General features: G+C 70.9%; 9 protein-coding genes. 4 read left to right on the top strand and 5 right to left on the bottom strand.

Annotated features, from left to right (window positions below; translation table 11 throughout):
- A partial coding sequence (locus AC067M_RS11140; protein ID WP_478696878.1) for a TetR/AcrR family transcriptional regulator occupies nucleotides 1–377 on the bottom strand: 377 nt, incomplete at its 3' end.
- Between the two features lie 89 nt (nucleotides 378–466).
- On the opposite strand from AC067M_RS11140, the gene AC067M_RS11145 reads away from it, so the two are divergent.
- The 3 genes from AC067M_RS11145 to AC067M_RS11155 all read left to right on the top strand — a co-directional run bounded on the left by AC067M_RS11145 (nucleotide 467) and on the right by AC067M_RS11155 (nucleotide 2,515).
- Complete coding sequence (locus AC067M_RS11145) at nucleotides 467–1,516, top strand: medium chain dehydrogenase/reductase family protein (protein WP_478696717.1); 1,050 nt, start codon at nucleotides 467–469, stop codon at nucleotides 1,514–1,516.
- Between the two features lie 42 nt (nucleotides 1,517–1,558).
- Nucleotides 1,559–2,176 (top strand): SRPBCC family protein, encoded by a 618-nt coding sequence (locus AC067M_RS11150; RefSeq protein ID WP_478696718.1) that lies wholly within the window; start codon nucleotides 1,559–1,561, stop codon nucleotides 2,174–2,176.
- Nucleotides 2,177–2,338: 162 nt separating this feature from the next.
- Nucleotides 2,339–2,515: a hypothetical protein gene (locus AC067M_RS11155; protein WP_478696719.1), complete on the top strand. Its 177-nt coding sequence runs from the start codon at nucleotides 2,339–2,341 to the stop codon at nucleotides 2,513–2,515.
- An 836-nt stretch (nucleotides 2,516–3,351) separates the two neighbouring features.
- Here AC067M_RS11155 and AC067M_RS11160 read toward each other — a convergent pair.
- From AC067M_RS11160 to AC067M_RS11170, 3 genes are all read right to left on the bottom strand, one after another.
- Nucleotides 3,352–4,152, bottom strand: a complete 801-nt coding sequence (locus AC067M_RS11160) for an endonuclease domain-containing protein (protein WP_478696720.1) — start codon at nucleotides 4,150–4,152, stop codon at nucleotides 3,352–3,354.
- Between the two features lie 241 nt (nucleotides 4,153–4,393).
- On the bottom strand, nucleotides 4,394–4,597 hold the full coding sequence (locus tag AC067M_RS11165) for a DUF397 domain-containing protein (protein ID WP_478696721.1): 204 nt from the start codon (nucleotides 4,595–4,597) through the stop codon (nucleotides 4,394–4,396).
- On the bottom strand, nucleotides 4,578–5,429 hold the full coding sequence (locus tag AC067M_RS11170; protein WP_478696722.1) for a helix-turn-helix domain-containing protein: 852 nt from the start codon (nucleotides 5,427–5,429) through the stop codon (nucleotides 4,578–4,580). Before AC067M_RS11170 ends, AC067M_RS11165 begins: the two co-directional genes overlap by 20 nt.
- Before the next feature lie 123 nt (nucleotides 5,430–5,552).
- Here AC067M_RS11170 and AC067M_RS11175 point away from each other — a divergent pair, with 123 nt between their 5' ends.
- Entirely contained in the window at nucleotides 5,553–6,203 is a 651-nt protein-coding gene (locus tag AC067M_RS11175) for an ATP-binding protein (protein WP_478696723.1), read from the top strand.
- Between the two features lie 195 nt (nucleotides 6,204–6,398).
- On the opposite strand, the gene AC067M_RS11180 is transcribed toward AC067M_RS11175, so the two are convergent.
- Entirely contained in the window at nucleotides 6,399–6,605 is a 207-nt protein-coding gene (locus AC067M_RS11180) for a hypothetical protein (protein WP_478696724.1), read from the bottom strand.
- Nucleotides 6,606–6,724: the final 119 nt, after the last annotated feature.

The following is a 6,724-nucleotide window of genomic DNA, read 5'->3' on the forward strand; positions in this document are numbered from 1 at the left end:
CTGCCCCCATAGGCCCTTCTCCACCCAAAACCAGCTCCCCCCCTCCCCCCCCCCCCCCCCCCCCCCCCCCCGCGCCCCCCCCCCCCTCCCCCCCGCCCCCCCCCCCCCCCCCCCCCCCTGGCCGCCTCGGCGGTCGCACGGAAGGTGTCGGCAAGGCTCCGGTACGCGCCCCTGATGAGCTCGGTGATCAGCTCGTCCCGCCCGGCGAAGTACCGGTACAGCGCGGGCCCGCTCATTCCCATCTGCTTGGCGATCGCGTTGAGCGAGAGCGCGGACGCCCCTGCCGAGGCGATCTGTTCCCACGCCCGCTCCTTGATCTCCGCGCGCACCTGGGCGCGATAGCGCTCGCGAGGTGTCTGCGTGTCGTTTTCGACCATGGTTAGAGGCTATCACTATCCCTATTGACTATCACTGCCCTTCCGCGTTACAACTTCTAACGAACAAGAGAGCAAATAACTCCCAGCGCATGGAGGTAGCCATGAACGAGCGCGTAGAGGTCGTCCTGCCGGGCAAAGTGGACCCGGAGGGCCTGCAGCTCAGGCACGGACCGGTCCCCACCCCCGGCCCCGGCCAGGTGGTGGTCCGTATGGAGGCGACGGGAGTCTCCTTCGCCGAGCAGCAGATGCGCCGAGGCCGCTACTACGACCAGCCGCCGTTCCCCTTCGTCCCCGGCTACGACATGGTCGGCACGGTCCAGGCGACCGGAGAGGGCGTCGACCCGACCCTGACCGGCACCCGAGTGGCCGCACTGCTCAAGGTCGGCGGCTGGACGAGCCATGTGCTGATCGACGCGGCGGACGCGGTGCCGGTCCCCGAGGGGATCGACGCGGCGGAGGCGGAGACCCTGGTGCTCAACGGCATCACGGCCTGGCAGATGCTGCACCGCAAGGCACGCGTCCGCGCCGGGCAGACCATCCTGGTCCACGGCGCCAACGGCGGAGTCGGCTCGCTCCTGGTCCAACTCGCGCGGGCCGCGGGCGTGCAGGTGATCGGCACGGCGTCGCCCCGCCACCACGCCGCCCTCCGGGAACAGGGCGTCACCCCCGTCGACTACCGCACCGGAAACGTAGGTGCCCGGATCCGCGCACTCGCCCCCGCCGGAGTGGACGCGGTCTTCGACCACGTCGGCGGCCGAAGCATCGTCGACTCCTGGCACCTCCTCGCCCCCGGCGGCACCCTCGTCTCCTACGGCAGCGCCTCCACCCTCGACGACGAGGGCTCCAAGCAGTGGCCCGTACTCAAGCTGCTCGGCCGCGTATGGCTCTGGAACGCCCTGCCCAACCGCCGCCACGCCTACTTCTACAACGTCCTGGCCGGCCGAGCCCTGTCCAGGACCCGCTTCCGCTCCCGCCTCGCCTCAGACCTCACCCACCTCTTCACGGCACTCCAGCGAGGCGACGTCACTCCCCGGATCGCCGCCCGACTCCCCCTCACCCGCGCCGCCGAGGCGCTGCGCCTGGCCGAGTCGGGAACGGCCGCCGGAAAGGTCGTACTGACGCCGGAAAGGTCGTACTGACCCCGTAGCGCACGTGACCACCCACAGCCACAGGAGACCACCATGCCCAGCACACGCCGTCGGACCATCACGCTCACGATCGCCCTGGCCGTGGCCGCCACCCTCGGAATGGCCACCCCGTCCGCCCAGGCGGCCGGCCCCCATACCCGCCCCGTCCACTGCCGCGGGGAAGGCGCCGACCCCACCGCCCGTATCCGCTACGCCTCCGACATCGTGATCGACGCACCCCTGAGCACCATCTGGAAGCTCCAGACCGACGTGGAACGCTGGCCGACCTGGCAACCCCCCGTCCTCACATCGGAACGCCTCGACCCCGGCCCCCTCCGCAAGGGCTCCCGGTTCCGCTGGACGACCCCGGCCCAGGCCACCCCCTCCACCCCGGCCACGACCCTGGAGATCACCTCGACGGTCCACCGACTCGACAAGCGTCGGCACTGCATCCTCTGGAGCGGCCCGGCGGTCGGCGAGGGCCTCCGCATCGACGAGGGCGTCCACCTCTGGACCTTCACCAAGGCCAAGGGCGGCACCCGCGTCCACACCGAGGAGACCTGGACCGGCGCCCAGGTCGAGTCGGACATCCCTACGGCCACAGCAGCCCTCGCCGCAGGTCTGGAGGCCTGGCTGCACGACCTGAAGGCCACGGCCGAGGCCCGCACCTGACTCCGACGGAGGAGCGGGCGGACCGGCATCAACCCACTGGCGGATGTGGCGGGCGGACCGCAGGATGGGCCCAACCAACCCATACCCCCACCCGTTGCCCCGGCGACGACCTCTTCCGGCGCTGCCGCCGCCCACAATCCGCAGCCGCCGAACCCACCCGGCGTGCCGCCAGCCGCCCGGCGCGCCCAGCACATCCCCGACGGCAGCCGCCAGCAGGGTGCCCCGCACCAGACTCCGACAGTCCTGCTGCTCGTGCTCGGTACGACCCCGCCGAGAAGAGCTCACGGCTCGCTCTCTCCCCTCGCCTCGGCGGAATTCGTCACGTACGTGACGAAGTGACCGTGGGGACCGCCCGCTTCTTTGCCAGTGTCGTGCTTCCGCGACCCGAGTAAAGGGCGCTGCGCGTCGGCTTCGCCGATCGGCCTTCGGCCGACCCTTGACTCGGCTCGCTCCAGCACGGGGGAGAAGCGAGCGGGCGGCCCGGAGAACGGGTGGGCGACGCCTGCTTGCGAACCCCGTCGGCTGCGTTGCCGACCGGCGTCGGCGGGGCGCGCTCGCGCCTCGCATGCACGCCGGGTCCGTCTTGGCGGCGAACGGCCGGTGGGGGGCGGGGACACGGGAGCGCGTCGGGTGGAGTTGGTGGGTGTGGGGCTGTGCCTTGGATGCCCGTCGGTGGATCGCGTGGGCCCGGCAACTCGTCTGTATCGGTGATTGGCGGAGTTGTGCCACATGGGGAGGTCAGGGCCCAGGTCGGCAGGGTTGAGGGGTGGCCCACATCCGCCAATCGGCCCCGGCCCGCTGCTCATCACCCACCCACCCTCTCGCCGCAAGCCGCCGAATTCACCCGAAGTGCCGCCAGCCCTCCGGCGCGTCCCACCCACAGCCCGCAGCCGCCGGACCTCCCGGCGTGCAGGCGAGGCGCGAGCGCGTCCCCGCCGGCCCCGGCCCGCAACGCGGCACACCCCACCCGCAAACACACCTGGGTCCCCCACCCCTCTCCCGGCCGCCCGCTCGCTTCTTCCCCGTGCTGGAGCGGGCCGGGTCAAGGGTGGCCCGCAGGGCCATCGCCGAAGGCGACGCGTAGCGCCCTTGAGGCGGGCCGTGGAAGCACGACACTGGCCAAGAAGCGGGCGGCCCCACGGCGACTTGGAAACGCCGGGGAGCCGCAGCACACCTCAGCGTCGGTGACCGACGCCGAGCCCGAGACCGAGCCCGAGGGCAGCCTCCTCGTCCCCCATCCTCGACCCCGCATCCAGGGCAGCACGGATCTCATGGATCATCCGACGGGGGTTATGCAGCACGTCCTCCGCGCTGTAGCGCAGCAGATTGCGTACCTCCGGACACTGGAGCACCTGGTTGAAGCGGGCGATGTCACGCCGATGTGCCTCGCGGGTGCCGTGGTAGGCGTAGCCCTCGATCTCGACGGCCAGCCCTTCCCTTCGGAAGAGGAAGTCGAGGACGACTCGGCGGCCGTCCGGGGTGATCAACTCGACCTGGCTGTCGGGGCGCAGCCCGGCGTCCAGCATGCGCAGGCGGGCCAGCGTCTCGGCCGGTGATCCGGCGCGTGGGTCGCACAGGCGGAGCCACTGGCGTGCCCTCGCCGTTCCCTGGAGCGAGGGCCCGAGTGCGGCGGTGACCGCGTCGAGACTGGTGAGCGGTGCCCGCCGGACCTGACCGACCCGGCGGTAGGTGAGCGCCGATTCCAGGGCTACCAGCGCGTCGTCACGTGGCTGTGTGCGGAGTAGGTCGGCGATGGTTCGCACGGCCCCCGTCACCCGCAAGCCCTGCCGACACGTCACGTCCCGTGAGCCGACGGGCGTGCGATGCACCCGTACGCCCCTCCGCTCGCCGCGCAAGGTGAGCCCGGGGTCGGTGAACTCCAGGCACGCCTTCCCACCCGACCCACGGGTCTCGATCAGCCAGAGCGCCGCAGCGGAACCGTGGCTCACGACGAGGCCGGGCTTGAGGAGCTGCACCGCCCTCAGCTGTGTGACGAGGTCCGGCGTCAGCCCCGGTACCACCCACGCCCCCGCTTGGAGCCGGCTCCACCCTTCCGTACGCAGAGCCCGCGCGAGACTCCGCCGGGGCCAGCCGGCGGCGAGGGCACACGAACTGAGCAGTACGCCACCCACGGCCAACTCTCGCAGTGCCCTCCGCTCCTCCACCCCGCCAAGGTCGCAGATTCCGCGAGGCTCGTGGGGGCCTGTGGATAACCGTTCAGGCCTTCACGGAGGCCAGGAAGGCCGTCCAGGCGGGAGCCTGGAAGAGGAGTACGGGGCCGTCCTGGGGCCGCTTGGAGTCGCGAACGGGGATGACGCCGGGGTGGCCGTCGGAGACCTCCAGGCAGTCGCCGCCGCTGGCATTGCTGTAGCTGCTTGCGCGCCAGTGGGCGGTGCTCAAGTCAAGCTTTGTGCTTGCCATCTCGATAGTCCTTTGCCGCTTGCCCGACCAGGTCCAGGGACGCCTCCGCCGACAAAGCGGTGGCCCTGAGCCGATCGTACGACCTGCGGTAATCCTTCACGAGGGCTGGATAGTCAATCAGTTGGCCGCTGTGGACGCCCTCGGTGTACACCACCGGGGGCGCGTCCGGGAACGTCATGACCTTGATCATGCCCATCATGAGCGCGTGGGCGTTCGCCGTTTCCGGCAGGACCTGCAGAACGCCCTGGGTGGAGCGGATCACGTGCACAATGTTCTCCAGTTGCTCCGCCATGTCCCCGGGAGGGAGCAGTGGCTTGCGGATCAGCTCCTCACGCAGGATCACCCAGTACTCCGGGGCGTCTTCGCCCGCCCAGAGCGTTGCCCGTTCCAGGCGAGCCGTGACCTGCTTCTCGACCGTCGCAGGCCGAAGCCACGGCTTTCCGGCCTCCACGACGGTCTGGGCGTAGGCCTTGGTCTGGAGCAGGCCGGGCAGCAGATGCGGCGCCCACTCCTCAATCGTCTCCGCATGCCGCTCCATCTCCGCCACATCCGCGAAGTACTCCGCGTGACCCGACTGTCGTGCCCTGCGGGCGTCTTCACAGCGGCGCTCGAAAAAGCCGTCGGTCTCCAGCACCTTGTCGACGTGCTGGGCCAGATCAAGCGGCATGCGCCGCTCACCGCGCTCGATCTGGCTGAGGAACGGGACGCCGCGGTAGCTGCCCGCCGCCAGCTGTTCCAAGGTCAGCCCGGCCAGCTCTCTCCGATAGCGCAACTCGGCGCCGTAGAAGGAAGGGACGTTTGCCGACGCGTCGGGGTCCTTGCGTGCGGGCACGACTCATCACCGCCGTTTGCCAGCTGCGCTTGCGCAGTCGAATGTCCTTCTACGGTACGGGGTCACGCGCCACTCTGTGACTGATTCGTCACGCAACGCACGCACAGCACGGAAGGCGCCCGCATGCACAACCCTCAAGCCCCCACGGCCTACGACGTCGACCGCTGCGTGGGCGACCTTCGCGCCGCCCTCGCCGCCCACGACATCACCCTGCCCTCTCTACGCGCTGATCTGCCGACCTTCGCGGGGACCTACGCACCCCCGGCGGGGCTCGTCGCACTCGGCAACTGCAACACCGCGACCGCACGCAGGCTGACGGACGTGCTGCGGGGAAGTGGTCGTACGAGACTGCTCGACCTCGATCTCCTTGCCGTCCCCGAGGCCGTACCGGTTCTGCGTGGTGCCCTGCGCCGACGGCTGGCCGCGCCCCGTCCCGATGTGGAGCTTTGTGTCACCGAGTTGGTCGCGAACGTCATCCGGCACGTCGGGGAGGGGACCCCGGTTCGTGTACGGGTGTTCCGCGTGGGCGCTGGCCGGATCCGCGTCGAGGTCGTCGACCCGGACGCCCGAGCCCTCCCCGTCCTCAGGCAGGCCACGGGTGAGGATGAGGCCGGGCGGGGCCTCGCGCTCCTGGATGCGATGGCCCTGCGGTGGGGTGTGGAGCAGGGCGGGGCGGACAAGACCGTGTGGTGCGAGCTGGCCGATGAGCCGCTGTCGAGGCGGGACTTGGCGGCGCTGAAGGTGCCCGGGGCTTGTACTCCCCAGTTGTCCTAACAACCCGTCAACTCCCGGACACACCACGGCCGCGGCGGCTCCCCTCCGTGCTCCGCGCCGCCGCGGCCGATCCCCCGAGCTGGGTGCTGCCTCCGGAGCGGCTCCCCCGAGCCGGCCCGGAGGCGCTCCCGTGCTGTCCCCCGTGCTCTTGTCCCCCTTGGTCCCCCGTCCTTGCTGTCCCCCGTGCTCAGGCGCCTACTTCTTCGGCTTGAACGGCTCCGACGTGGCGTGGATGTCGCCCTTCGTCTCGATCCGTGCCTCGGTCTTGGCCTCGGCGGGCTCGTCGGTGGCGTGGATGTCGCCCTGAGGAGTCACCTCGCCGTCCGCGGCCTTGGCGGCCCTGAGAGGCTCCGACGTGGCGTGGATGTCTCCCTGCGGCTTGACGACCGGCTCGTCGCTCATGTTCGTTCGCTCCCCTGTTGGCGTGTTCGTCAGTGACTCGGTGGCGGGGGGGGGGGGGGGGGGGCCCCGGGGGGGGGGGGGGGGGGGGGGGGAAACCAAACAACGCTACCGCCTGTTGG

This window comes from Streptomyces sp. NPDC043427, assembly GCF_056436655.1.